Source organism: Shewanella psychropiezotolerans (assembly GCF_007197555.1).
GTDB lineage: Bacteria > Pseudomonadota > Gammaproteobacteria > Enterobacterales > Shewanellaceae > Shewanella > Shewanella psychropiezotolerans.
The window spans coordinates 5,045,490-5,069,941 of record NZ_CP041614.1 but is presented as its reverse complement, the minus strand read 5'-3'; the positions used below and the strand labels follow the sequence as shown (position 1 = coordinate 5,069,941).

At 45.3% G+C, this 24,452-nt stretch carries 24 protein-coding genes, 1 pseudogene and 1 riboswitch; of the genes and pseudogenes, 11 read left to right on the top strand and 14 right to left on the bottom strand.

Annotation, left to right across the window (positions count from 1 at the left end; all coding sequences use genetic code 11):
• Positions 1 to 6: 6 nt before the first annotated feature.
• Entirely contained in the window at positions 7 to 420 is a 414-nt protein-coding gene (azu, locus tag FM037_RS22230; RefSeq protein ID WP_407695674.1) for an azurin, read from the bottom strand.
• Positions 421 to 1,033: 613 nt separating this feature from the next.
• On the opposite strand from azu, the gene FM037_RS22225 reads away from it, so the two are divergent.
• Positions 1,034 to 1,381, top strand: coding sequence for a DUF805 domain-containing protein (locus FM037_RS22225; protein ID WP_144047794.1), 348 nt, complete (start codon positions 1,034 to 1,036; stop codon positions 1,379 to 1,381).
• A 223-nt stretch (positions 1,382 to 1,604) separates the two neighbouring features.
• Here FM037_RS22225 and FM037_RS22220 read toward each other — a convergent pair whose 3' ends face one another.
• Positions 1,605 to 2,873: a M56 family metallopeptidase gene (locus tag FM037_RS22220; RefSeq protein ID WP_144047793.1), complete on the bottom strand. Its 1,269-nt coding sequence runs from the start codon at positions 2,871 to 2,873 to the stop codon at positions 1,605 to 1,607.
• The gene (locus tag FM037_RS22215; RefSeq protein ID WP_144047792.1) at positions 2,866 to 3,321 is read right to left on the bottom strand and encodes a BlaI/MecI/CopY family transcriptional regulator; all 456 of its coding nucleotides are present in this window, start codon (positions 3,319 to 3,321) and stop codon (positions 2,866 to 2,868) included. Before FM037_RS22215 ends, FM037_RS22220 begins: the two co-directional genes overlap by 8 nt.
• A 458-nt stretch (positions 3,322 to 3,779) precedes the next feature.
• Positions 3,780 to 3,997: riboswitch (cobalamin riboswitch) on the top strand.
• A gap of 112 nt (positions 3,998 to 4,109) precedes the next feature.
• Between FM037_RS22215 and FM037_RS22210 the strand changes: the two genes are divergently transcribed.
• Entirely contained in the window at positions 4,110 to 6,122 is a 2,013-nt protein-coding gene (locus FM037_RS22210; protein ID WP_144047791.1) for a TonB-dependent receptor, read from the top strand.
• Positions 6,123 to 6,326: 204 nt separating this feature from the next.
• Here FM037_RS22210 and plsY read toward each other — a convergent pair whose 3' ends face one another.
• Positions 6,327 to 6,941: a glycerol-3-phosphate 1-O-acyltransferase PlsY gene (gene plsY / locus FM037_RS22205; protein WP_144047790.1), complete on the bottom strand. Its 615-nt coding sequence runs from the start codon at positions 6,939 to 6,941 to the stop codon at positions 6,327 to 6,329.
• A gap of 283 nt (positions 6,942 to 7,224) precedes the next feature.
• On the opposite strand from plsY, the gene folB reads away from it, so the two are divergent.
• The 5 genes from folB to FM037_RS22180 all read left to right on the top strand — a co-directional run bounded on the left by folB (position 7,225) and on the right by FM037_RS22180 (position 11,089).
• Complete coding sequence (gene folB / locus FM037_RS22200) at positions 7,225 to 7,578, top strand: dihydroneopterin aldolase (protein WP_144047789.1); 354 nt, start codon at positions 7,225 to 7,227, stop codon at positions 7,576 to 7,578.
• Positions 7,579 to 8,109 carry a 2-amino-4-hydroxy-6-hydroxymethyldihydropteridine diphosphokinase gene (gene folK, locus FM037_RS22195; RefSeq protein ID WP_144047788.1) on the top strand — a complete coding sequence of 177 codons (531 nt, stop codon included), beginning with the start codon at positions 7,579 to 7,581 and terminating at the stop codon, positions 8,107 to 8,109.
• 71 nt (positions 8,110 to 8,180) lie between these two features.
• On the top strand, positions 8,181 to 8,981 hold the full coding sequence (locus FM037_RS22190) for an undecaprenyl-diphosphate phosphatase (protein WP_144047787.1): 801 nt from the start codon (positions 8,181 to 8,183) through the stop codon (positions 8,979 to 8,981).
• 62 nt (positions 8,982 to 9,043) lie between these two features.
• Positions 9,044 to 9,982 (top strand): putative RNA methyltransferase, encoded by a 939-nt coding sequence (locus FM037_RS22185; protein WP_144047786.1) that lies wholly within the window; start codon positions 9,044 to 9,046, stop codon positions 9,980 to 9,982.
• A 204-nt stretch (positions 9,983 to 10,186) separates the two neighbouring features.
• Positions 10,187 to 11,089: a L,D-transpeptidase family protein gene (locus FM037_RS22180; RefSeq protein WP_144047785.1), complete on the top strand. Its 903-nt coding sequence runs from the start codon at positions 10,187 to 10,189 to the stop codon at positions 11,087 to 11,089.
• Between the two features lie 280 nt (positions 11,090 to 11,369).
• On the opposite strand, the gene FM037_RS22175 is transcribed toward FM037_RS22180, so the two are convergent.
• Both FM037_RS22175 and FM037_RS22170 read right to left on the bottom strand, forming a co-directional pair.
• Positions 11,370 to 11,636: an Lpp/OprI family alanine-zipper lipoprotein gene (locus FM037_RS22175; RefSeq protein WP_112352032.1), complete on the bottom strand. Its 267-nt coding sequence runs from the start codon at positions 11,634 to 11,636 to the stop codon at positions 11,370 to 11,372.
• Positions 11,637 to 11,856: 220 nt separating this feature from the next.
• On the bottom strand, positions 11,857 to 13,098 hold the full coding sequence (locus FM037_RS22170; protein WP_144047784.1) for a multifunctional CCA addition/repair protein: 1,242 nt from the start codon (positions 13,096 to 13,098) through the stop codon (positions 11,857 to 11,859).
• 210 nt (positions 13,099 to 13,308) lie between these two features.
• Here FM037_RS22170 and FM037_RS22165 point away from each other — a divergent pair, with 210 nt between their 5' ends.
• The gene (locus tag FM037_RS22165) at positions 13,309 to 14,937 is read left to right on the top strand and encodes an ExeA family protein (protein ID WP_144047783.1); all 1,629 of its coding nucleotides are present in this window, start codon (positions 13,309 to 13,311) and stop codon (positions 14,935 to 14,937) included.
• On the top strand, positions 14,937 to 15,917 hold the full coding sequence (locus tag FM037_RS22160) for a general secretion pathway protein GspB (protein ID WP_144047782.1): 981 nt from the start codon (positions 14,937 to 14,939) through the stop codon (positions 15,915 to 15,917). Before FM037_RS22165 ends, FM037_RS22160 begins: the two co-directional genes overlap by 1 nt.
• A 99-nt stretch (positions 15,918 to 16,016) precedes the next feature.
• Here FM037_RS22160 and nhaD read toward each other — a convergent pair whose 3' ends face one another.
• Positions 16,017 to 17,264 carry a sodium:proton antiporter NhaD gene (nhaD, locus tag FM037_RS22155; RefSeq protein ID WP_144047781.1) on the bottom strand — a complete coding sequence of 416 codons (1,248 nt, stop codon included), beginning with the start codon at positions 17,262 to 17,264 and terminating at the stop codon, positions 16,017 to 16,019.
• 555 nt (positions 17,265 to 17,819) lie between these two features.
• Here nhaD and FM037_RS22150 point away from each other — a divergent pair.
• Positions 17,820 to 18,020, top strand: coding sequence for a hypothetical protein (locus FM037_RS22150; protein WP_144047780.1), 201 nt, complete (start codon positions 17,820 to 17,822; stop codon positions 18,018 to 18,020).
• 211 nt (positions 18,021 to 18,231) lie between these two features.
• Here FM037_RS22150 and hemL read toward each other — a convergent pair whose 3' ends face one another.
• The 7 genes and pseudogenes from hemL to FM037_RS22115 all read right to left on the bottom strand — a co-directional run bounded on the left by hemL (position 18,232) and on the right by FM037_RS22115 (position 23,501).
• On the bottom strand, positions 18,232 to 19,518 hold the full coding sequence (gene hemL / locus FM037_RS22145; protein ID WP_144047779.1) for a glutamate-1-semialdehyde 2,1-aminomutase: 1,287 nt from the start codon (positions 19,516 to 19,518) through the stop codon (positions 18,232 to 18,234).
• Positions 19,519 to 19,616: 98 nt separating this feature from the next.
• Positions 19,617 to 19,778: pseudogene (locus tag FM037_RS30485) on the bottom strand (aspartate carbamoyltransferase); the annotation flags it as partial.
• A gap of 410 nt (positions 19,779 to 20,188) precedes the next feature.
• Entirely contained in the window at positions 20,189 to 20,596 is a 408-nt protein-coding gene (locus FM037_RS22135) for a c-type cytochrome (RefSeq protein WP_144047778.1), read from the bottom strand.
• 4 nt (positions 20,597 to 20,600) lie between these two features.
• Complete coding sequence (locus FM037_RS22130) at positions 20,601 to 20,978, bottom strand: cytochrome C (RefSeq protein WP_144047777.1); 378 nt, start codon at positions 20,976 to 20,978, stop codon at positions 20,601 to 20,603.
• Positions 20,978 to 22,204: a sulfite oxidase gene (locus FM037_RS22125; RefSeq protein WP_144047776.1), complete on the bottom strand. Its 1,227-nt coding sequence runs from the start codon at positions 22,202 to 22,204 to the stop codon at positions 20,978 to 20,980. Before FM037_RS22125 ends, FM037_RS22130 begins: the two co-directional genes overlap by 1 nt.
• 2 nt (positions 22,205 to 22,206) lie before the next feature.
• Positions 22,207 to 22,545, bottom strand: coding sequence for a c-type cytochrome (locus tag FM037_RS28885; protein WP_221937437.1), 339 nt, complete (start codon positions 22,543 to 22,545; stop codon positions 22,207 to 22,209).
• Between the two features lie 299 nt (positions 22,546 to 22,844).
• Positions 22,845 to 23,501: a DedA family protein gene (locus FM037_RS22115; protein ID WP_144047775.1), complete on the bottom strand. Its 657-nt coding sequence runs from the start codon at positions 23,499 to 23,501 to the stop codon at positions 22,845 to 22,847.
• Between the two features lie 188 nt (positions 23,502 to 23,689).
• On the opposite strand from FM037_RS22115, the gene FM037_RS22110 reads away from it, so the two are divergent.
• Positions 23,690 to 24,427, top strand: a complete 738-nt coding sequence (locus FM037_RS22110; RefSeq protein WP_144047774.1) for a TerC family protein — start codon at positions 23,690 to 23,692, stop codon at positions 24,425 to 24,427.
• Positions 24,428 to 24,452 lie beyond the last annotated feature (25 nt).

Here is a 24,452-nt window from a genome sequence, read left to right as displayed (position 1 = left end):
AGGGCCTTATTTGATAATAAAGCTGCCCTGCATGATTGCCCAGTGGCCGGGGAATGAGCAGAAGAATTTGTAGGCTTCAGAAGCACTCATACCTTCGGTGCTGAAGGTGATGCTGGTTGAACTACCGCCGCCAACTACATCTGTATGAGCGATAACACGAGTGTCGCCGTCTTTAACATAGTTTTTATCTACGCCAGCACCCATGCCGTCGTTGGCTACCGCTTGCATATCTGCAGCCTTGGTTAGCACCCAGTTGTGGCCCATGGCAGCTTTTGGTAACTGACCTGAATGAGTCAGTGTCAGTGTGACCTCTTTACAGCTTGCCGGAACGCTTAGCTCTTTAGTGTCGAATTGCATCGCGTCGTTAGCGCTGATGGTTAATTCACATTCATTGGCATGGGCCATAGCACTAGACGACATACCGAATAGTGTACTGAAACCGAGTAGACCCACTGCGCTTATCGTCTTAAGACGATGTATTGAGATTTTCATTTGAAATCCTTTTTGATTATTAGTGTATTTAACACCGGGCTATCTTAATGAAAATTAATGTTAATGAGAATTGTTATTGGTTTTGTATTATGGGTCATTAGTGACATCACAGTCATGTTTTTTAATCTGGATAAGGCTAATTTCATATATATTAATGACTTGTATGGTTATTTTGTGAGAGGGTTAGTTTTAGGAATTTACAATTGCATGGAGAAAATATGAAACGAATTACTCTTCAATCACCACTAAACTCCCTTTTATCACTGTTTTCCCGTAGCTAAATATTCGGCAGCTCCCTCGTGAATTTCAGCGTATCGGTCGTTGATAGTTCACACATAAGTATGTTGAGCAACGACTCGTCGATAGAGTGGATGCTGATTATTTACACGTTTCATAAAGAGCTGGAAGAACATAGAAAACAGATAGCAGACGAATAGAGGGTAAATTTGTGCTTGGTGGCATCTTTTTAATAAAAAATGTCTTATGGTTGTTAGTGTTTTAAACACTAAATGTAAAGATGGATTCAAATACAAGGAAAGATATGGAATATTTTATTGGTGCATTAAAGAAATATGCAGACTTTACAGGTCGAGATCGTCGTAAATCATTTTGGATGTATATGCTGTTTTATTTCATTTTCTATGCCATCGCGGCGGTTATAGATGTCACGTTAGGCACTATGATATTTTCAACTGTGTTGGCATTAGGTTTGTTGATACCGACGATAGCCATATCAACTCGTCGCCTACATGATACCGGACGTTCTGGCTGGTGGCAGCTCATCGGTTTAATACCACTTATTGGTGCTATCGTTTTGTTGGTCTTCTATGTGCAAGACAGCATAGGCGAAAATGAATACGGTGCGAATCCAAAGGCTGTAGAAGCTTAAAAAATTGTTAATGCATGGGGGCTTAGGCCTCCTTGTTCAACTTATCGCTTCTCGCTCAAGGCTATTTACCTCTTATAACTTACGCTTTAAAACTTCTCCTTTCTCGTCGGTTTTCTCCAGATACAGAAAAAGAGCTGCGCGGCCCCTTTCCAAAATCTTACCCATCAGCCTAAGCAGAATGGCCTCGAGTAAGTTGATTTGTTGCTCTTAATAACGGCTCTTATTAATTTGCGGTGACTTTAATACGCTCAACATTTGCTGCTGGTTCATCGATAACAAAATCCAGCTGAACTTTAGAACCTTTAGCCCCTTTCTTAGACTTTTTATATACCCACTGTTTTAAGGCTTTTACTGCCGACTTGTCGAATACACCTTTGGGAGATGACTTAATCACTTTAACGTTAGACACCATGCCTGACTTGCTGATATCGAACTTGAGCTGAACATAACCATTTTGATTCGCTTCAGCAGCTTCTTTTGGGTATTTAGGCTCGACACGGGTCAGTGGATGAATACTATGTGCTTGGCTCTTAGCTAGCTTGGTCGATTCTTTCGACGAGGTTTGATGATCCCCTGCCTGAACTTGTTGATTGAGTATCAAGCTTGCTAATCCTAAGCCTAGTGTCATTGCTATTATGGTTAAAGTGCTCTTTCCATGTTGTTTTTTCATTTGCATGATCCTTTCCTTTAAGATGTTTTTATTTCCATAGTGGGTATGCAGCATGCCCATTTGAGCGTGCTGAGAGTAAGCCAATAACGCATGGCTATAGGCAATTTTTTCATCGGTATTCATCAATGAGGTGATTTGAGCATCACAGGCGAGTTCTTGATCGTCACGAAAACGGCGGTAGGCTAGCCAGCAAAGCGGATTGAACCAGAAGATGGCGAGCAGACCATAGGCCAGTAGGTTAATGATGATGTCTCCGCGTTCATGGTGAAACAGTTCGTGTTCCAATACGGCTTTTTGCTGCTTTACTGTCAGTTTATGAAAGTCTGATGGCACTATGATCGTCGGCTTAATCACGCCTGTTAACATGGGAGAAGTGATCTCTGGACTCTGTAATATGGGTAAAGCGTCGGTCAACATCAGCGCGTTGATGTTAAGTTCGCCGCTCTGGGGGTGAGCATAAGGTGTACTCTTGCTCAACAATTTATTTAAATAGCGTCGTTGCAGTAGTAACAGTGCCGTCATCACGGCAATACCAGACAACCATAAACCTGCGACTAAAGGGGCCGGGATTAGGCTTTCACTTTTTTTAACGGCGAGTGACGCCAGCACTCTGTAATGCTCAAAACTTGCTAGCTTAGATTCTGCCAGCAAGTTAGGCAGAAATTGCAGTACCACAGAGCCTAATAACATTAGTGGGATAGCCAGCCATAAACTGTACATGTGGTGAGCCCCTAGCTGTTTAAGCAGTGGCTTATGAAAAAGTAGGATGAAGGCGCAGACTAAGCTTATGAGTATGCTTTGTTGTGTGAGCCAGTTAATCATGATTAGGCTCCTTTGTTTTAGTATCGGTTGTTTGACAGTCGCTGCTTAACTCACCCTTGTTCAAGCTGTCTTTTTTCGAGTCCTCTTCTTGCCAGTTGTCGATCAGCGTTTTCAATTCTGCAACATCTTCTGCGCTGAGTTTATTTTCTTTGGCAAAGCCTGCAACGAGGGGGGCGATACGACCCGAGAACATTCTCTCTACGAAAGACTGACTCTCTTTAATTTGATATTCACTCTGATTGATTAGGGGCGAGTAGAGATAGCCTCGGCCCTTTTTTTGAAACCCGATCGCCTGTTTTTTTACTAAGCGGTTTAATAGGGTTTTGACTGTTTTTTCGTGCCATTCATTAGAATCTGCCAATTTTTTCACCACTTCATTTGAGCTTATCGGTGACGACTCCCATAGGATATTGAGTACGGCAAGTTCTGAATTACTGATCTCTTTCATCGGCTGATCCCATTGTCAAAGTGTGAACTGATTACTTTCTGTTAAATGCATGTTATGGATTACAGCTGTAATCGACAAGTTTAAGATTACACTTGTAATCCAATTTGGCAAGTCATTTTGTTTGATAATTGATATAAATGTTGTGAATTTGTTTTATGTGGGTGTTAGTTAGATTTCTTTTGATTGCCAATCAGACGCTTGCATTCTTTTTGAACAAATCGTTTTATTAAAAATTTGCCGGAGCAACAGCCAAAGAGAATAAAATTAGACTTTTAGGTAAGCAGAATGTCATTCAAAAGTTAGACATTTATACGTATAGACGTCTATAATGCGGCGGTTCGTCACTCGGTGCTAAACAGGGTACTAATACTTGGTACAAAACTGAGTGCGTTCTTGGAACGAATTAACAATATTTTAGTCAATCTTTTGTGGTGCCTAAACCTATTTAACGTGTTGAAACATAGCGGCTTGCTATGAATTTCGACAATTAAGGTGAAGGATAATCGGGAAGTCAGTGAGAATCTGACACTGCCCCCGCAACGGTAAAAGGTAAGAGTCAGGTGCGCTTATTTGTGAAGAAATGGCAGCGTAAAAAGCCTGAACTCGCGCAGTGTTGCTTTTTAAAGTGTCATCGCAGAGCCTAAGTCCGGAGACCGGCCCATTAGATGATTTTGAGATTTCGGCGGGCAGATCTCAAGATGCGGCTTTCGGTCAACAGCATAAAGCTGAACGGCCTAATTATGTCGTGACATCTTTGCCCCGTTTTCCTTTTAGGAGTTAAAGGTAAAATGGGTACACTCTCATATAAAAAGTCATATAATGAGCCAAACAAACTTTCAACAATAGCCATTCTAATCAGCAGTGTATTGACTCTGTCTGTTGTCTCATCGAGCGCTATGGCGGCCGAAGCTGCTAATACTGGTGAAAGCCAGGCAAACAGTGTCGATGAAGTGATCACTGTGATTGGCCGTAGCGAAAACACCCCTCTGAATATCGCGGCCAACGTGAATATTATCGATTCTGCTCAGATAGAGATGAGCGGCGCGACCACGCTAACCCAAGTGTTACGTGGTCAGAGCGGCATTCAAATTTCAGATTCAAACTCAGGCGCGGTTTTTTCGATGCGTGGCTTCTCTGCTGGCCAAGCTGCGAACAATACACTGATCTTAGTCGATGGTCGCCGTCTTAATAATATCGATATTGCGGCGCCTAGCATCAATGCGATCCCACTCAATCAAATTGAGCGCGTCGAGATCTTATCTGGCAGCGCTGGTGTGCTTTACGGCGATCAGGCGGTTGGTGGTGTGATTAACATCATTACTAGGGCTCCGACGGGAACAGGTGGAAGTATTCAGCTGTCTGGCGGCAGTTTCAACACGTATGAAGGCAAGGCCGATGTGTCTGGTGCGATTAACGATACCTGGCGCTACTATGCGGCTGCGAGTTATAACCAAGGTGATAACTATCGTGATCATAACGCCAATAAGACATCATCTGTTTTAGGTCGCCTGCAATATCAAACTGAATCGGATAACTTTTTCATCGAGACCAGTTACTACGATAACGATCGTGAAATGGCGGGATCATTAACTCTGGATCAGATTGAAGACGATCCGACTCAAGCAAATCCATTCAATCCAGATGACTATCAACATGAGATGACAACGGCTATCCGCAGTGGTTACCAACATCAATTAAACGATGCCTGGTCTCTGGGCGCCGATATCAACTATACCGACAGTAAAGTTAAGAGTATTAGCTGGGGAAAGCCTGGCACCAACAAGCGCTCATTTCTTGAATTTACGCCTAAAGCTGTTGCTCATATTGCCACCGAAAAGGGCGACTTGAGTATCGTCACCGGTATCGATTTGAGTCGAGGTGAGTCAGAATTTAGCAGTGGTCGTAGTAACGTTCAAAAGGTTGCCAGTGCCTATGTTCAAGCCAGTGTTCCATTAACCACTAGTCTTAGCTATGTCGTGGGTGGCCGTTACTCTGAAGCGAAGGATGATCTTGTTGATGGTTCTGTGTACCCAGAAGGAATAGAATTAGATCAAGATGCCCATGCCTTCGAGTTAGGTCTGAATTATCGTCCAACCTCGTCTCATAGATTCTATCTACGCGCCGATGATAACTTCCGTTTCGCTAAGGTCGATGAGCAAGCTTATACCTCTCCTGGCGTGATAGGTCTTAACCCGCAGACGGGCCGTTCATACGAAGCGGGTTGGGACTGGACACCTAAGTCGCACACATTACGTTTGAGTGCTTATCGCTTAGATCTTGAAGATGAGATCGTATTTGACTCGAGTGCTGAGACCCCTATTGGTGGTGGTTTTCCTGGTGCTAACGTCAACGCCGATGCGTCACGGCGTTACGGTGTGAGTGCCGATTGGGATTGGCAGCTGACCGATAAGGTACAATTGGGCGCCGAGTATAACTATATCGACGCTGAATTTACCGAAGGTCTCAATGAAGGTAAGCAACTTTCCTGGGTTGCAGAGCACACGGGTCGTGGTTACTTCAGTATCGATGCCAATCAAAACTGGCAGGTATTTACCGAAGTGGTTTATACCGGTGAGCGTTTTATGGAAGGCGATAATAGTAATGCTGGTGATAAGTTAGATGCATACTGGCTGACTAACCTGGCGGTTAACTACACCAAGGATGCCTGGCTTGCCAGCTTTCGCGTCGATAACTTGTTCGATGAACAGTATGTCAGCTCAGGTTATTACAGCAGCTGGGGCAACGGTTATTATGCCGGTACAGGCCGCGCACTACGCCTAACTGGGAGTTATAGATTCTAAAGTTGGTGTTCGTTTCTAGGAGCGACTTCCTAGTATCAAAGCTCTAGCATCAAGAGTCTGAAATAATCAGCAACGGACCATTGTGCGTTGCTGATTACTTGCCCCTCATTCTTCGTATTGGACTGGCCCTGAACTCTAGACTCGGGGAAGTCCAAGACTTTAAACCCCGAGTCCACTTTATCGGGGTCATATCGAACTTAGGCTTTATTCCTTCGACTTATCTCTTTTCTTTCGGGACACCTTAGATTCTTCACCTTTTAATAGTCTGCGAATATTGTCTTTGTGTCTGATGACTATCAATGCCGAGAGCATAGAAACCGGGATGATAAACCTGTCATCCAGATACCAAGTATAGGCGGGGGCGAGCAAGGCTGTGATAATCGCGGCGAGTGAGGAGTATCGGCTGATTAATACCATGACAATCCAGGTGCCTATCAGAGAGAGTGCTAAGTCATGACCAATGGGAGCCATAGCGCCGAATGCCGTCGCGACTCCTTTTCCACCTTTAAATTTAAAGAAGATAGGGAAAATATGGCCAACACAGGCGGCAATAGCAATCAGGCCTAGAGAGACCGGTTCGACCCCTATGCGGAAGGCGAGATAGGCGGGCAGGGCACCTTTTAACATGTCAAAGAATAATACCATAGCCGCGGAGCTGGCCCCACCTATGCGCAGGACATTGGTCGCCCCAGGATTGCCTGAGCCTTGTGTTCTTGGGTCGGGAAGCCCACGCATTTGACAAACGAGCACGGCGCTGGAAATTGAGCCAGCCAAGTAGGCGGTCAATATCATTACCAGAGTGAGTACTGTTATGGTCAAATTGGTTTCCTTATCCGTCTTAAGGTATCATCGCGCCACAATATTTATCAGTGCTAAGCCATAATCACAACTTTCTATTTTATCTGCTTTGCCTGAGAGGTAAAATCCTTTTACAGGGCCTTATCCTACTTGGGATTTGTACCGTTAGAAAGAGGCATTTAGCAAATTAATAGATAAGATTGGCATTATATCTTTTTTATCCGTTAACGCTTATCAGACCTCTTAGGCCGAGCGGCTTAATGCGCCCTCATCGATGAGGAGCGAGTCTGGTTTTGGAGAGAGCATGGACAGAGTATTAATACGACAGTTAAAAATAGAAACTGTTATCGGGATCTATGAGTGGGAAAAGAAGATTCATCAGAACTTGTTGATCGATCTGGATATGGCTTGGGATAACAAGCCCGCCGCGGATACCGATGATTATCAGTATGCCTTGTGTTATGAAACGGTATCGAAGCGATTAACGGCCTTGATAACCGAAAAGCCAATTGAACTCATCGAAACAGTAGCTGAGATGATCGCGACCTGTTTAATGGATGAATTTGATGTGCCTTGGGTAAAAGTGACTGTAATGAAACCTGGAGCCGTGCCAAGTGTTGCAGCTGTCGGTGTCGAGATTGAGCGAGGTTATTGTTAGATGTTATCTCGTGTTTATATCAGCCTGGGCAGTAATATTGAGCCTGAGCGCTACCTTAAGTCAGGGTTAAGTGACCTAAGCTATCACTTTGGCAAACTCTTACTCTCCTCGGTGTATGAAAGTGAAGCGGTTGGCTTTAAAGGCTGTAACTTTTTAAATATGGTCGTTGGCGTCGATACTGATTTGAGTATAGGTGAACTAGTATCGCTGTTTAAGAAGATCGAGCAAGACAATGGCCGTCTGGTGGGGGCTAAAAAGTTTGCCCCCAGAACATTGGATCTGGATCTTCTGCTCTATGGCGACAAGGTCACGCTCGATCCTGTTGAACTGCCAAGGGCTGAAATCTTAACCAATGCCTTCGTTCTCTGGCCTATGGCTGAGCTTGCCCCTGATTTGACCCATCCTTCGGTGAATATTAGTTATCAAACCTTGTGGGATGAATACGATAAAAATCAGCAAAGACTTTGGCCTATCCCATTTGTCTGGGCTCCGGCTTTGGCGGATGAAGCCTCAACTCTTAATTCACTCTAAGTACAAATCTTGGCTCTCACCTAAGTACACATTTAAGTACTAAGTGTAGATTCATTTAACAGGAAACATGCATGGACACATTTCAGGTCATAGTATTAGCCTTAATTCAGGGCTTGACCGAATTTTTACCTATCTCAAGCTCGGCCCACCTTATCTTACCTGCACAACTTCTTGGCTGGGAAGATCAAGGTTTGTCCTTCGATGTCGCCGTCAATACGGGGTCATTGTGCGCCGTAATCATCTATTTCAGGCGTGAGTTGTGGTCCATGTTTATTGCCTGGGGCGGCAGCATGTTCAAGGGTAAGCACAATGATGAGAGTAAGCTGGCCTGGTGGATCATACTCGCGACCATACCGGCGGTCATAGTCGGCTTCGCCGCTAAAGATTTTATTTCCACTCATTTGCGAAATATCGAGGTGGTGGCGACGACCACTATCGTATTTGGACTCCTGCTGTGGTGGGCCGATAGAATGACCAACAAGGGGCTGACTGAGTTTCAAGTGGGTTGGAAGAAGGCGTTGATAATAGGTGTGGCTCAGGCCATGGCGCTGATCCCTGGCACATCCCGCTCCGGTGCGACTATTACGGCGGCTTTGATGCTGGGTCTTGGGCGTGAGGCCGCGGCGCGATTTTCATTCCTGATGTCGGTACCTATCAGTTTAGGGGCGGCAATTCTGGTGACTAAAGATCTGATATCCAGTGGTGAGGCGATAGATTATCAGGCCTTAACTCTGGGCATTATCGTTTCTTTCCTCGCCGCTTATGCCTGTATTCATGTATTTTTAAAGCTGGTCAGCCGAATTGGAATGACCCCCTTTGTCGTCTATCGTCTGGCGCTGGGCGCACTCTTGTGCGTATTTATATTCGCCTAATTATTACAAGCTGTGACTTGCTGGGCTACAGGAACTCACATCTTCATTGTTAAAGAGACATTATGAAAAGTATTTATCTATGCCCTGTGTGTAATCAGCCGCTGCTGATCCATCTGGAATCCCAAGGTTTACACTGTAGCAATAAGCATCATTTCGATAAAAGTGATAAAGGATACTGGATATTTAGCCTGGCTAAAAAGCCTAAGCTAGACTCTAGGCAGGTGATGCGGGGTAAGCGTTTCTTACTCGAGTCCGGTGTATTCTCTCCTCTCGTCGAGACGATAACAGAGATGCTTAAACCTGAACTCGTGCATATGGCGTCTGAAGGGGAAATTCAGCATCTGGATTATGATTGTGGCGAAGGCTACTACCTCAGGGCGATAAAGTCGGCCCTCTGTGAGTCCTTGCAGCAAGCCAGATTAACTCTAGTGCAGCATGGGATCAATGAAGCCGAGAATGCACTCTTTTCGGCGGCGAAGATCGACGCCGAGTCTGACTCTCATACTGCTACTGGCTCTGATCCTGCCAGTGACTCGGGTAAGGATTTAAATAGTGACTCTAGTAGTGATACTGAACCAGAAGAAAAAAGTACCTTGATTGTTAGTAGCCTAAGAGCACTTCCTTTCGCAGATGCTAGCTTCGATTTAGTGACGTTAGTTGATAAGCAACTCAAGGGAAAAGAACCGCTACGGGTCCTCAAACAAGCTGGTTATCTATTGCAGGTCTCTCCTGCCCCAAGGCACCTATGGCAGTTGAAGGGGTATATCTACCCAGATATGAAAGAGAAGGCGGTGCAATCGGGTCAAGTAAGTGGGCTTGAATTATTAGAGACTCAGAGAGTAACATTCAAGCTAGATGCTGACGGTGAGCAAGCCTTGACGTTACTGGAAATGACGCCTTATGCGTGGCGGGCCAATGATAAAGTGCGTAAGAAGATCGCCTTAGGTAACTTCGAAGGATTAGAGATCGATTTTATTGTTAGCCTGTCGAAGAAAATATAACGTTAGCGCCGCAAATTAACCTCGGTTGAATGGTTTTGTTTTATCCCAGTTTTGTTACCGATAGGGCTAGGATTTAGTGGCAGTAGAGGTTAATATTTAAGCTGGATGTTAGTGTTTGAGTTATCTGCTGGTCCTTATATTGATGGGTGTTAGCAGTCGTCACATTCGATTTGATAGTAGAGAAAAAAGGAAATAGAGATACCTATGATGAGAATATTGCTGTTGTTCATCTTAAGTGTAATTCCAGGCATTAGTATGGCCAACGTGTATGACCTGCCAGAAAAGGGCAGTCGTCTCATCGGTGAGCTTCAGGAGCATGTGGTACAGAAGGGGGATTTTTTCCAGACGATTTCCAAACAGTACAACGTCGGCATTCTGGAGCTGATGGAGTCAAATCCAGGCGTGGACCCATTTTTACCTACACCGGGTACTAAGCTCATCATCCCAACTCAGATGTTGTTACCGGATGTACCAAGAAAAGGTATCGTGCTCAACCTACCGGAATTGAGACTCTACTACTTTCCTAAAAATGGTAAACAAGTCCACGTATTTCCTGTTGGGATAGGTCGCATAGGTCGTGAAACTCCTGAGATGGTCACTAAGATTAAGGCCAGAATTCCTAATCCAAGTTGGACGCCTCCGGCCAGTATTCGTAAGGACCATCTGGAACGCGGCGAAGTTCTACCAGCCATAGTACAAGCTGGGCCGGATAACCCATTGGGTAATTATGCCATGCAGCTGTCTTATGGTGATGGCAGTTACCTGATCCACGGGACAAACAAAGATTTTGGTATCGGCATGCGCGTCAGCTCAGGTTGCGTGCGTCTCAACCCAGATGATATCGAGTGGCTATTTAATCAGACCAAGTATGGCGATCCTGTCCGGGTGATTAATCAGACAGTCAAGATTTCTACCGAGCCCGATGGTCGCCATATCATAGAAGTACATTCTGCCCTGTCTAAATCTGAGTTAGATATGCAACAAGAGAAAGTCGTGACTATGAACGCTAACATCGTCAAGTTCATCAGCCAGGACGATATAGACAGTTTCAAGGCTAACGATGCGTTACTGACTCAGAATGGTTTACCTGTGAATATAACGCTCTAGAGAAGGCACTAGGAGCTAGTGACTAGGAAAGCGAATTAGCTAGAACATGAGCAGAACCGTGTGAAGAGGGCGTCCCCAGTGGGCGTTTTTTTGTGGGCGGAAATTGTAGAAGCTTGAAGAATGAAATGTTTGAGTTCTAAGTTAAGAGTGACTGGAATGCACTTTATCTTACTGATTTCAGTTTAATGGTGCTTACAGCTATTTGAACTTGTTTGGGGGAGATTTAGTTTGGAAGGGGAGAACATATCGGCAACACATATGTGTTGCCGATACAGACAAATTACTTCTTGTAAGAAGAAGCAACGTTGTCGATGCGATCGTTAGCGCGCTTAGCTTCAGCTTGTGCATCCATAGCAGCCGCTTTTGCATCTTTAACGTCTGCAGAAAGAGCACCTTGCTCAGACTTCAGAGAGCTAACTTCAGAAGACAGTTGATCAACCTTGTTACCTAGGTTAGAAATGCTTTCTTCTAGAGCAGTAGTGTTTGCACAGCCACCTAGTAGGGCAGTCATTGCTACACCAGCAATCATCAGTACTTTTTTGTTCATTGGGAAATCCCTTTAAATAGGTTTGATAGATATGGAACAGCCGTAACATACAACTGCAACCAGTAGATTATGTCATAGCTGATGTATATTGCTACGATTTTTCACCCTAAGGCCTGAATACCTTAACTAATTTACTGCTAAATGCAAGTTGAGCGCCTAAATAGTGAGCGCTTCGTGTCGCATTTTAACAATTTAGAGACAAAGTCGTCTTCACTAAAGGCTATTGTGCAGCATTTTTATTAAAGTTATTTTTCACTTCTGAGACAATTTCGATACGCTTTATTTGTAATTGCTGTTTTATCTCTGCCCCTTTAAAACCAGCGTCAATAATAGGTTTTACCGCAACAGAATTCGCAGTTTCGAAGGCGTGCTTAAAGTAGCTGGCTTGGGGGTAAGCTTCATTTTCTAACCCGAGTCTCCCCTTAGCATCAGCTTCACAGGCTAGGGCTATCTGCTCGAGACGTTGAGGTTTACGCCACAGATCGGCCTTATCGAAGAGTTTAATCAGTGTCTCGGGGCGTAACTGGTCAATATTGTGAATATTTTGATGAAGGTCGCTGACTAGCAGTGCTAAATCCCGGTAGTCGTTGGGGGCCTTTATTCGCGCGCATAGAGCCTTGATTGGCGCTAAGCCTTTCTGTCCGTGGCCATGGTGCTTAGGTAAGTGTTCCTTGGGGCTCAGAGCTTTACCTAAATCATGCACCAGGGCGGCAAATCGCACTGAATTATCTTTCGTGAGCTTAGCGGCTTGCTCGAGCACCATGAGGGTATGTATGCCTGTATCTATCTCAGGGTGCCACTTTGCAGGTTGAGGCACACCGAACAGGGCATGTATCTCGGGAAAGAGGATCTTAAGAGCGCCACATTGCTCGAGTACATGGATAAATATATGTGGATTGTCAGTACTCAGGGCCTTGTCTAGTTCCTGAAATACTCTTTCTGCGGTTAGGGCTTCTAATTCACCGCTTTGACTTATGTTGGCCATCATAGTGAGGGTTTCATCGGCAATGACGAAACCTTGGGCATGAAATCTTGCGGCGAACCTGGCGACTCTGAGTACTCTTAAAGGATCTTCGATGAAGGCATCGGAGACATGTCTTAGTACCTTGTTGTTTAGGTCGTCTACACCGCCATAGGGATCATAGAGTTTACCATCATCATCTTGGGCTATAGCATTGACGGTGAGATCCCGTCGGAGTAGATCTTGCTCTAGGGTCACATCTGGGCTGGCGTGACAGGTGAAGCCTCCGTAGCCTGAGCCCGTTTTTCTCTCAGTTCTGGCTAAGGCGTATTCTTGCTGAGTCTCCGGGTGTAAAAACACCGGAAAATCCTTGCCTACACGATGAAAGCCTTTGGCTAACATCTGCTCTTGTGTTGCACCTACTACCAGATAATCTCTATCTTTGACCGGTAGCTTGAGTAAGCTATCGCGGACAGCGCCGCCAACGAGGTAAATTTTCACAATTTAAATCACAGTTTTCATGTATGGACCAGATGAGACAGATCTTAACATGTATTAGTCTATTTGATTCAGTGCCGCTTCGACGCTTAATTTTATGATCTTTTATCGCTTTTTGTTCAGCATTTTTTGACAAGGTGAACGGTTAGCTTTAGTTTGAACTGTTTTTTGTATTTTATAACCGATAAGTACAGGTTAAGGATTGATTTCAGTATGTACAAGGCGTTTTTTGGCTTAAGCGATAACCCTTTCTCTATCGCACCTAATCCCCATTATCTATTCCTTAGTGATAGACACCGTGAGGCTTTGGCTCATTTGACCTATGGGTTGGGTGAAACCGGTGGCTTTGTATTATTAACCGGTGAAGTGGGTACAGGTAAGACGACAGTATCGCGCTGCCTGCTTAATCAACTCCCTGAAAATACCGATACCGCATTTATTCTAAACCCATCACTGACAGAGCAGGAGCTATTGGCCACCCTCTGTGATGAGCTCAGTATCGTGTATGACAAAGACCCTAGTTTAAAGCAGCTCACGGATCTTCTGAGTCAGTTCTTGCTGGGTAATCATGAGAAAGGCAGAAATACAGTCCTGATCATAGATGAGGCTCAGCATCTCAGGGCGGAAGTGCTAGAGCAGTTACGTCTGTTGACCAATCTGGAAACAGATACCAAGAAACTCTTGCAGGTTATTTTAATCGGTCAACCTGAGTTACAACAGTTACTGAGAAGGCAAGAGCTTCGTCAGCTGGCTCAGAGAATTACCGCCCGCTATCATCTACTTCCGCTTACGCTCGAGGAGGTGGGCCTTTATGTGCAGCATAGACTTAAGGTGGCAGGGCGTCATGAGCCCTTATTTAATCCAAGGTCGATCAAGGCGCTACATAAATACAGTGGCGGGATCCCAAGATTGATTAACTTGCTTTGTGAGCGTGCATTAATGGCGAGCTATGCCCAGTCTAAGGTGCCTATCGATCAGAAAATGGTGAGTTCGGCAGCAACTGAAGTGTTCGGCCAGGATATCAAACAGCGAAGTTATCTCTTGCCGATAGCTGTAGGGTCGGTACTGGCGCTTAGTTGTGTTTTAGGGGTTATGTTATGGGGGAACCTTTTGCCTGGTAACTCAGCATCAAATTCAGTTGTAAATTCAGTAGTAACTTCAGCGGGCAGCAGTCTAGTTCCACAATCTTCGCAGCAGGAAAATAAGGACCGGGTTTCCAGTTCTAATCAAAGGGTACTCAATGGCGCTATTGCACAAAGTAGAGACATAGATACTGCCTATGCCAGCATCTTAGGCCTCTGGGACCGAGTGCCATATATCGGCCTGTCTGCCTGCCAATCGGCTGAGCAGCAGGGCCTTTCCTGTTTCCAGCAGCAGGGGAATTGGAACTCATTAATTCGGCTTAACTTCCCTGCTGTTGTTTATCTCATTGATAGTCAACAACAGGCTTTCTATGGCACTGTGGTTTCACGTCATGGTGAACAGCTGTTATTACAACTGAATGAACAGCAACTTTGGGTCGACAGAGACTGGTTTACGCGTCATTTTAGCGGTACGTTTGAGATCTTGTGGCAAGCACCAATTAGCCAGCCAAGAGAGATAGGACAAGGCTCAAACTCAGAGCAAATCCAATGGCTTGAAAACAGTTTAGCCAAAATTGATCATACGGCACCAAGATTAGTCGATGGTTTCGATGCGAAATTAGAAGATAAGTTGATGCGCTTCCAACGTGAGCATGGCCTTAGAGCAGATGCCATTGCCGGGAGTCAGACATTAGTTCAGCTTAACCTCTATCTTAGCGCCGAAGGACCCAGGTTAGTCGAAGCGAGAAGGAGCTACTAATGTCCATTCTACTTGATGCGGTGACACGCGCTAAAAGCCAAGAGCTGGATGTTCGTATAGATCCCGTATTAACGCCTAGGGCTCAGTATGATAATTTCTCTGGTAACAGCCTGAGAAATTTAACCGTCCTCTTTGGGGGATTGATTGTCATACTCCTGATCATCATAGCCTGGTTAGGCCAGATCTATCTTGTCGGTGATTCCAGTCAAGTATCTGAGCCTAAATTGGCACAGCCACTTCTGCAAGAGCCTAAAGAAATGCCAGCCACATCTTCTCAACTAGTTTCATTAGAAAATGAGCAGAGTGTTAGACTTGCAGGAAAGGTGGCCTTGCCAGTAGCGACCGAGCGACCCAGAGCTGAGGGTTATCTTGATAATAGGTCGCAGCAAACGCACTCGGCAGAGCCTAGTGGATATGTTGATAATAGGCTTAAGTCACAGGCATCACAATATGTTGAGCCAGCTTCAACTTCAACTTCAACTAATAGTCTAGCTGGTGAGCCGATCATGCTGGGGGCTAATGCTAATCAGAAGGGCCAAGATATGCTTGCGGCTCTGAAGTTCGAAGTCAATCAAGCCGCATCTGAGGTTGGATTGGAAACGGGTTCTGCTACGCCGAAAAACTATCAAGATGAAAATAATTTATTGGCCGCCTTTGAGGCTGCGCTAAAAGCGGTTGAAGTAAAAAATTCTCTTGCGGCGCCCATGACTTCGCGTGAACTCGATCCTATACCAGCTACAAAATCCGATACCCTGCCAAAGTATGGTCAGCTACCAGCCGGACTCCAGTTGCAGGTGCCGGAATTTAATATCAACGCCCATGTATATTCCACCAATTCTGATAATCGTTGGCTCAATGTCGATGGGGCTGAGTTGCAGGAAGGCGATAAGATAGGCGGTAAGTTAGAGATCGTTGAAATTAGACCCAGTGACGTGGTGTTATCGATACAAGGCACAAAGTTTAAGGTACCGGCGATATAGAATCTAGGGACTAGGAACCAAGTCGATGTGATTCAGATAATTAAGATAAAAAGAGGGCGCCAATCGGCGCCCTCTTTTTATCTTGTCAGCTAAGCTAGCTTAGCCGAAAAATTTATATGATAGAAATAAGGTTAACGCGTAACCCACGCTATAGCACAATAGCAGCGCAGGTACGTACCTGAGGTAGCTGACGAAGGTGAGTTCTTTAACCTTACTCATGGCTATGATGCCTGCAGCCGAGCCTATGACGAGCAGTGAGCCACCCACACCTACCGAGTATGTTAATCCCAGCCATTCAGGGGTGTTGAGTACCGGTTCGGCTTTTAACAGCGCGGCGGTTAGCGGCACGTTATCGAGTAACGCAGAGCCTATGCCTGTGACAAAATTCGAAATGTTTGGATCAAACTGAGCGTAGACCTGAGTGAGTAGATCTAAGGTACCAATCTCCTTAAGCATGCCAACTAACAGCAAGATACCCAGGAAAAATAGCAAGGTATCATACTCAACTTGCCTGATATATTCGAGGATCTGTAGCTCCTCTTTATTGGTGCGCGAGGTGTGACCGACAAGGAACATGATAGATAAACCGGTTAAGAAGGTCAGCACCGGCGGTACGCCAAACAGGACATTCAGTGCCATGGTCGCCACTATGGTGGAGAAGAATATCATGGCAATAATTACATCGACTCTTTGATAACTCCTGGTTATCGGTGTGGTGCTGACATAGCCTTCAGCCTTGAGGGAAAACAGAAGGGCTAACAGCATCACACTGACCGATGCTGGTATAAAGAGCATCATGAGTTCAGACATTTGTACGTGGCCACCGAGAAAGATCATCAAGGTAGTGACATCACCTGTGATCAAGGAAACTCCTCCCGAGTTGACGGCGAAGATAATTAACACCGCCATGCGTCGGCGCATCTGACTATCGAGCTTAAAGGTCGTTAATAACCCCAGTGAGACCAGAGTCGCGGTGACATTGTCACAGATAGCGGACAGTACCAGAGAGAAGAAAGCGACTTGTATCATGAGTAAACGAACGGATACTCGTTGGGGGAAAATCTTCTGTACCAGTATCTGAATCATGCCTTTCGCGTTGAGATAAGCCACGAATGTCATGGTGGACATGAGGAACAGCCAGAGGCTTGCTATCTCGAGTAGGTTTTCGTTTAGTTCTGCTTCGACGAGTTTCTCATGGCTAGGATCTCCGGCAGAAATAAATAGTACAACCCATGAGATACACCCGAAGAATAGGGTTGTCTTGGTTTTATTGAGGTGAGTGACCTCTTCGAAAATGATACTTAATAGGGCTAAAACAGCGAGGGATATCAGGAATATGTTGAGCATACATCAGTTCCTACAGAAGATTTATTGTTGCCTGGTGTGGGCAAGCAATATCCAGAATTAAGGTTTAATTAAGCTTCGTGTGTTGATCGGGCGGATTAAGCCACACAGATGTTAATAACACAAGTGTTAACTGGGTCTGTTTTCCAGTGTTTTTGTGCTGCAGATCATCTTGCTTACTGGATTAAAGCTTGAATAGGGCTAGTTAAGCCGAAATTTGACCTTGGTTTTTAATTTATTAAATCCTGTTCATCTGATGCGAACATTTGAGAAAGGTCAGCAAGTTGAGAAAAGTGTGAAATATATTTTTCATCATTAGATTGTGTTTGTAACCAAGAAAAAGCGTTGGATGCAATGGCTTATGGTTATGGATTTAATATCCAACGGAGTTAATTGAAAAATTAGTACGCTCGTCATTTTTATGGCGAGGTCAAATAATTGACTGCGCAATAAGTAAACAGTATATTGTGCTCATTATAGCGACTAGGTCTAGCATTTTAGGCTTTAATTCCTGAATGCAGATAAAATCTAGAGCTGAAGTGTTTTGTTGGGGGGCGTATGAAGTTTCTATTTCGAGCCGTGTTGTTGTTAGGCTCCTTATTTTGGTTTGTGATTTGTGCTAAACAGCTAGTTAGTTTAGGCATTGTGAGCAACCCTTCTATTGCCATGGATAATAGCCTGCTGCTTATTCAAGGCGTTATCGCTCTGCTTATCCTGCGCTCGACGTGGGGCTCAAAGAGAAACCGAGATGGTTTTTAGTCTTAAATATTCACTATTGCCTTAGTATCCCGTTAGGGAGTCGACTTAGCCATCTTAGCAAATACACGATCGGCAGCTGTTAGTGTCGCCACTATCTCTTTCTCACTGTGTGTTATAGATAGGGGAAGCTGGCTTTTGGCAACAAAGAGCAGGCAATATAAAAGGATGCTCAGCATCCTTTTATGTTTATGTTTGCTGTTAGTTAGCTAGTTTACTTAGCCATCTTAGCAAATACACGATCGGCAGCTGCTAGTGTTGCTACTATCTCTTTCTCGCTATGAGCCATCGACAGGAAGCCTGCTTCATAAGCACTTGGTGCTAAGTAAACACCTTCATCTAACATGCCGTGATAGAAGATAGGGAACTTGTCTGCATCACACTTAGTGACTTGAGCGAATGTTGTGACCTTCTCTTCTTCGGTAAAGAATAAACCGAACATGCCACCCACATAGTTGATGGACATAGGGATGCCGTGCTTGTTCGCCGCAGCTTTGAAGCCCTCTGCGATGCGCTTAGTTTTAGCGGCGAGCTCTTCGTAGACGCCGTCTTCACAGAGTGCGTCCAATTGAGCAAGGCCTGCCGACATGGCAATGGGGTTACCCGATAGTGTGCCCGCCTGATATACCGGACCCGTAGGTGCGATAAACTGCATCACGTCTTTACGCCCACCGAATGCGCCAACTGGCATACCGCCACCGATCACTTTACCAAGAGTCGTGAGATCTGGTGTAATGCCGTAGTGGCCTTGAGCGCCGCCCTTAGATACACGGAAACCTGTCATTACCTCATCGATAACAAGTAAGGCGCCGTACTGATCACAGATAGTACGCAGGCCTTCTAAGAAGCCTTTTACTGGCGGGATACAGTTCATGTTGCCAGCAACAGGCTCGAGAATGATACAAGAGATATCTTCTGGATATTGCTCGAACAGTGCCTTGACAGAATCAAGCTCATTATAGCTAGCTGTCAGTGTGTGCTTAGCGAAATCTTCTGGGATCCCAGGAGAGCTTGGCTGACCCAGAGTCAGAGCACCAGATCCGGCTTTAACCAGTAAGCAGTCGGCGTGGCCGTGGTAGCAGCCTTCGAACTTAAGGATCTTGTCACGATTAGTGAATCCACGAGCCAGACGAATTGCACTCATGGTGGCTTCAGTGCCTGAGCTCACCATGCGTATCTGCTCGATGGAAGGCACCATCTCGATGACCTTCTCCGCCATTTTGACTTCAAGCTCAGTCGGGGCACCGAAAGATAGGCCATTTTCAACCGCATCTAAAACGGCTTGACGGATCTTAGGGTGGTTATGACCTAAGATCATCGGGCCCCAAGAACCGACATAATCGATATATGCCTTACCGTCGGCATCATAAATATAGGCGCCATCGGCTTTCTCGATGAAGAGTGGCGAGCCACCTACGCCATTGAAAGCACGTACTGGCGAGTTAACGCCACCGGGAATAGTTTTTTTAGCCTGTTCAAATAGCGTTTCGGAACGGGTCATTATCAATCCTTAAAGTCAGTCGCCAGATTAAAAATCGGCTTTTCGTGAATACCAATTTACTGGACACTCATATTTTCCAGCTGCGAATCAACGCCGAGTGTCCGATAGAGTATATCAGCCCGGTCTAAATTGCCCTCAAGTTGATCTGTTATTGTGATCTTATGCTCGGCATTTTCAATGATCACTGATCACATAGTCAAGCATAGAGGGCTCTTTGGGGAGACAAGTGTGAAGCTGACATTTTTATACATGCACAGAAGTGCGTTGCTGTCTTAATGCGTAAGAGATCATGTGGGAAGCAACATCGAATACCTGTTGAACGGCGTCCAAATCGAGCTGGTTTACCGAGAAAATGTGAGATTCTTGAAACTGAGTCATCAGCCTTTATTTCCAATTTCTGGGGGAGGTTCGACAAGTGTAGACCGAGTCGAGAGCCCTAAAGTTATCTAGGGTGGCTCAGGCGGCACTATACCAGAAACCCCATGTCAGTTAAATATCGTTAGATGGTTTACTGGCAAGTTTGGAGGTAAGTATGAAGAGTGCTCTAAAAGGATTAGGCTAAAGAAAAAGGCTGCCCAGCTAGGGCTGGACAGCAAAAAGACTTACGGCGGCTTGTGGATAGGTACCGTTAATCTCACTTCTTTCTTTGAGCTAATTTACTTTAAGCGTATTACTTTATATTTAGTGGGGCTTGTTGCGAATAATAATAAGCCACATCTTTCATCTCTGTTTCAGACAGCAACCCTGCTTGAGCCTGCATCAAAGGGTTATTACGAACCCCACGCTTAAATTCCATAAGTTGTTTAAACAAATAAGCGGATTTTTGTCCCTTTAAGCTTGGATATGTAGGCATCATTTTTAGCATGGTTTCACCATGACAGGCGATACAGCGCTGGTTCGCTAGCGCTTCTCCCTTGCTGAAGTCTGCTTCATGCTCAAGCACTTTGGTATCAAGCTTAAGCTCTGACACGGCTAAAGTGGCATTGAATGCATCATTGTTTTGGTGCGTCTTAGCTAAAGTCACACCGGTTGAAAGTAGACCAGCTAATAGCAATATTGAATTTTTCATCATTGTCATAGCATTAGCGCTCCTGCTTAGATGGCATCGGAGGCATCAGGTCTTCTTCCAAAGGTTTACGCCTGAAGGTGCGCATATCGATAGCTTTCTCGTCATAATAGGTGGAGAGGTAATCCAATACAGGCTCCCAGGTATCATTGAGATCCCATAAACCTTGGGTATCTATCATCCATTGAATGGTATCCCGCCACACCTCTCGGTTTCCCGGGTTTTGAGGAATAATAAGACTGGTGTGACAGGCATTGCACTGAGCTTTTACTATTTCCCAACCTGGTGCCATGACTAAGCCTGTCACCTCATCGACCGGATATTTTTCGGCTGCAGTGACCGGGAACATCATCCCCGTTATCACTATGCTGGCTGCTATGAGTCGTTTTTTCATTATACGACCCTTATAGCGACTCTATGGCAGCCATTAAATAGATAGCCCTTAGGGTTCCATTGAGGTTGCACCATGGGCTGAGTGTCACCCTTAGTGTCGGTAGCACGGGCCCAGATCTCGTAATAACCAGTCTGTGGCAGTTTTAGGTTTATTTTCCACTGCTGCCAAGCCATAGGATTCACAGGCTTAGTCAGTGAAGCGGTTTGCCAAGTCGTGCCATAATCATAACTGACCTCGACATTGGACACATCACGGGTACCGGCCCAGGCGTGACCACTGACTTCCAATGATTTGCCTAAGCTCAGTTCGCCACCGGTTTGTGGTGCCGTGATAAGGGATTTTACTATCATCTCTTCGATGATTTTATAGTCTTTATTATCGACTTTCTCGCCAGGTGCTACAGGATTCTTTGGTACTTGGTAGGCTGGAGCCCCCATTTTTTTACCGTCGTGAACACGGTCGCGAACTCCCATGCCTATTGCACACTTTTGTGATACCGAGCCAGGTCGTCCACCGAAGACTATTCGCAGCGGATAGCCGTGCATAAATGGAATATCTGCACCATTCATGCCCCAAGCTATCATGGCATTTTCATTCATTGCCGCTTCAATAGGAACACCGCGGGAAATCGCAGCACCTTTGCCACTGATATGCTTATCCGCGCCATAATGCGCAGTGTAGACAGCATTACTCTTAACGCCACAATCGGCCAGTACATCTTTGACTAGCACACCGGTCCATTCGGCGCAGAAAACTGCCGTATTGCTCCACTGATTACCTTTTGCATTGGGATAGAAGTTTTCACGGCTATTACCACCACACTCTAGGACCAGCTGCTGAGTATGGGTCTTAAATTTCTTCTTTAGCTCGGCTATGGTATAGGTCTTAGGTGTCTCAATTGATTCACCGTCTACGGTAAACTCCCAAGTATCAGGATCTATGCTGTTAAAGTCTGGCATCAGTCCATTCCAGCGGATAAAGGCAATATCTGCTGGAGTCTTGGCTGGGGCAAGCAGATGCTCTGGTGGGAAGGCATTCAGTGGACTGCTGTTAAGGACTTTAAAATGCTTTGGAAGATCATCGACATTTTTCCAGGTAACGGCAGAAACGTCGAGGGGAGCCATTCCAGCTGGGCGGTTTTGAGCAAATGCCCAGTTAAGTGGCAGCATTGCGGTGACAGAAGTCGCGACTGCGCCTTTTAAAAATTTACGTCTATCGATAGTCATTATTATTTTTCCTCACCCTTGCTGAAATAGCTTGCCATGGATTCCATCTGCTCAGTTGAAAGCAGTTTTGCCACCTTGCTCATCGTTTTGTCTTGGCGCTGGCCACTTTTAAATTGTTGTAATTGCTGCACCATGTATTGCTGGTTTTGCCATTTGAGGTTCGGGATTGAACTAAACTCGTTGCTGCCATCGCTGCCATGACATGCCTGACACATAGACAGAAGCCTAGCGTCTTTATCGGCAAAGGCTGTTGGACTGACTAAGGCTAAGGTGAGTGGTATGGCTATTAAGAGTCTGACATTGCTCAATATCTTTCGTTTGTTACCGATGTTTACACCCATAATTTTCCTTAAATGAAAGTTGGGGGCACAGTTTTTCACTTTCACTTACAGTAAAAGTTTAAACTTACTTGATTGAGATCAAGGTTTTTAAATAAACTTTGTTGTAAGCCTGTGTAGTGAGTTGGGAAGTTACTGCTAAAAGTAAGAAATGGCATGTAAAAAGTTATAAAAAACCATGAAAAACAAGTTAAACCAATGTGTTAGTTTGTTTTGTTTGTTTAGGGGCTGGAGGAGGGATAAGCTAATTTAGACACTGTTATCGGTGAGCCAGAGGCGCGGAGGCCTCCGGGGCTGGCAAGTTATACGTGTTTCGTTCTTTTCAGAAAATACTTGGTTAACAAGCCAGTTATAGCAACTCCCAGGGTGAGCACTGGCGCTACAATCAGACCCATGGTGATCATTTTTGATATGTTTTGGGGTAATAGCGACATTGAGTAGCCGAGACCCAGTAGTAAACCGCTCCAAACGCAGGCACTCAACCAGGTATAGTATTGAAAGTGGGCTGATTTTTTTATGCGTAACCCCATCATCAAGGGTAAAAGCGAACGTACTACGGGAATAAAGCGAGCGCTGAATAATGCCAGTAGTCCGTGGCGAGTCAGAAGTTTATCCGCGGTTTGTAGCTGTTCACTGGGTACTGCGTCGATCCAGCCTTGTATCTTAGGCAACTTATGCAGCCATCGTCCTTGCATAAAGGCCATGGAACTACCAGTGGCTGCGGCGATAATCAGCAATAGCCAAGTTAAAGGTAAGCTGATTATGCCTGCTGCAGCCAAGCTGCCGGATAATATCACCACACTGTCACAGGGCAGGGGAGCGGCTGGTAAAAAGGCGCTCTCTAGCCAGATCAACATGACTATGCACAGGTAGATCATGGCGGCACTGTCCGGGTTCTGCAGTACGGTGAAGTCCTGATGCCATAAAGCAATGAGCACATGGGTAAAAGAGTCCAGCATGTATGGGTGTTCCTCAAAAATAGCGTAGAGGAGCCAATTCTCACTCCTAAAATTGACTATACCTTAGCTATTCTCCGGGCTTGTGGAATTATTACATTCATAAAGAAAGTTACATCTGGCGTTAATTTCTAATTCATAAACACACTCATACACTGGTGATACTAGGCTTGTTTACTTAGGTGTCTTATATGGAACTCTTGTTAGATCCCAATGTTTGGCTGGCTCTGTTGACGCTGACTTCCATGGAGATCGTCCTCGGTATCGATAATGTTATTTTTATCTCCATCTTGGTCGCTCGTCTGCCCGAGCATCAGAGAGAGCAAGGGCGGGTGCTGGGCCTAGGGCTGGCGATGCTCACCCGCATATTATTGCTGCTTAGCATCGCTTGGGTGATGAAGTTAACCCAGCCTTTTTTTACCGTGATGGGGTATTCGGTCTCGGGCAGGGACATGATCTTACTCTTTGGGGGATTGTTTCTGATCTATAAGAGCACCTCGGAGATCCATGCCTGTTTTGAGGGGCAAGCCGAAGCAGACCCAGAACCTAAGGTCAGTAGTTTCCTGTTTGTCTTGATTCAGATTGCTATTCTTGATCTGGTGTTTTCACTGGACTCGGTGATCACCGCCGTCGGCATGGCCGATGATGTGGAAGTGATGATATTGGCGATCGTACTTGCCGTAGGTGTGATGATGTTTGCGGCCAAAGGCGTTGGGGATTTTGTGGAGCGACATCCTACGGTCAAGATGTTGGCGTTAACTTTTCTAACCTTGATTGGTTTCACCTTGCTGGCCGAAGGGCTCGGTTTGCATATTCCCAAGGGATATATCTATTTCGCCATGGGTTTCTCCGTTATCGTCGAGCTACTCAACTTAAGAGTCAAATCGAAACGACAGGAGAAGTCCCTGTTAAAACTGAAGAGCATGTAAAAAGTGATAGTTAACAGATGATTGT